Genomic DNA, 1,810 nt, shown 5'->3' with positions numbered 1-1,810 from the left:
GACCCGCTATGACCGATGCCCAAAGGTCTTCCTATCGGCCATCGCTCTCGCCGCTGTCGTCATCTATTGGTTATGAATCCTGACCCTAGCGGAATACTTCGATATTAAACTAAATCAGCAGTAATAAAGCAGAGAGACGGCGCACAGTGAAAGACTCACCTTACCTCAAAGAGTGCAGATTGGGTGACGTAATTGCAGCAATTCAGGTGCTGGCTTACTATAAGTTCTACCGGCTGAATCTGGAAGATTGGGCAGAACGTATTACCGGAGAGAGAAGCCACGCAGAGTCCCTTAAAGAGCTTTTCTTTGACCATCCCGAGTTTTTTCAGCTGAGTGGTGATGAAGGTTCCCAAAAGGCCGCCCTAGTTGCGCGCAGAAGTTTTACCCGTTCCTACGACGTGGACCTTGCGCGAGAAATCCCCAAGTCTGAAGTCATTGTGCGTCGGGATGATGCCACAACTTGGAGTCGATTGTCGCGCCGACCCCTGACGCCGGACGAAACCGCTGTCCTTATTGGAACTGCCGTGGATATGCACAGCCGCGCTATTGAACAGCAGCAAGCCTCTCGGTGGTGGGTACCGTTGGCTGGCGCAGCCCTTGGCTTCTTTGGTGGTCTCGCCAGCACTGTTCTTGGTTTTGTTCTGGCGAACATGGGCGGTTAAGTCATGGAGAGTCCGGTCATGCGAAAAGAATAACACGGCCAATTGGGATTGGAGTGGTGTTCGTGCTCGCTTATGGCAAGGCATACAAATCGAATTCGTTCAAACTCGGTCTCATCAATGCAACAGTGTTAACCATCGCTCAGCGGCTTGAACTACCGCTTCGATTTTCTCAGGGTTCAAAGCTAAGTAGCCACCGCCAATAGCGGGGATGCCCCACTTTATCGTGGTATCAACTGCTAAGTCTGCTTTGTTTGCTGCCCATTGAATACCGGCGTTAAGAAAGCCGCGCAGGGTTTTTAGAACGTCTTGAATGACGGATTTAATCGGATTTACTGCTTCAAGTTCCTGCCTCAACTCCTGCAAAGGTGCCCAGGCGGTAAGCAGCTCATCAACTACATTTGTGTGTGAAGGAACTATGGCTTCGGGTGGGTAATTGCCTCCAATTCCATGCCGAGAATTCGAAGCCGCCTGCAACTCAGTCTCAGCTTCGTCGATTGCGAAAGTCAGGTTGCCACGCTGCATTAATTCTTCAATTTTGACGGAGATTTGAGATGGGCCGTGTAACCAAAATTCTTCTTGTATTAGAGCGATTTGACTTTGGAGCTGCCAGTTTATCGGATTTCCAGTCAAATAGCCTTCATACCAATCATTCCAAAACCCCCATTTCTTAGGATCTGCAGCAAAGAACTCCCCTAACACTCGCAGTCTTTGTGGGTTTTGGGTTTGAGAAATTTCCGGAAACAAAGGTTCCTCAAATATCGCCTCAGCGCTGGTAACCATCCGTAACAGCGATAGATCATTCAGATAAAACTGATTGGCACTTTCTGAGACACGAAAATAAGCCCGGATCGCATCCGCCGCTGCATCCGCCACTTCCTTCTGCGCATCGACACGGCCTTGATAATGAGAGGCGGCACGCGCAGCGCCATTTGCGGCAGCCAAACAATGTTGCTCTTCAGAATCAAGCTGATCCCCTGTTCTGGACATTCCTGCTAAAGATAGTGCCGCAGTACGCGCAGCGAAGCGTGCGTCAGACGACACACTTAGCATCGCTGGAGCATGCATAATTGCTCCACGGCAAACGGCCAGAAGGCTAGCGTCTCGGTTTCCAGACCCTTTCCGAAGTGCGTGTGGCAGAGCACGCAGCG

At 50.7% G+C, this 1,810-nt stretch carries 2 protein-coding genes; one reads left to right on the top strand and one right to left on the bottom strand.

What is annotated here, in order from left to right:
* Nucleotides 1-179: 179 nt before the first annotated feature.
* Nucleotides 180-662, top strand: a complete 483-nt coding sequence (locus ACR0K1_RS25530; RefSeq protein WP_480852311.1) for a hypothetical protein — start codon at nt 180-182, stop codon at nt 660-662.
* 114 nt (nt 663-776) lie between these two features.
* Here the strand turns inward: ACR0K1_RS25530 and ACR0K1_RS25525 are convergent, their stop codons facing one another.
* Nucleotides 777-1,703, bottom strand: a complete 927-nt coding sequence (locus ACR0K1_RS25525) for a hypothetical protein (protein WP_480852310.1) — start codon at nt 1,701-1,703, stop codon at nt 777-779.
* Nucleotides 1,704-1,810 lie beyond the last annotated feature (107 nt).

The organism is Ruegeria sp. F5, from assembly GCF_056533845.1.
Note: the sequence above shows the minus strand (reverse complement) of the source record. Positions and strands in the feature narration are given on the sequence as shown.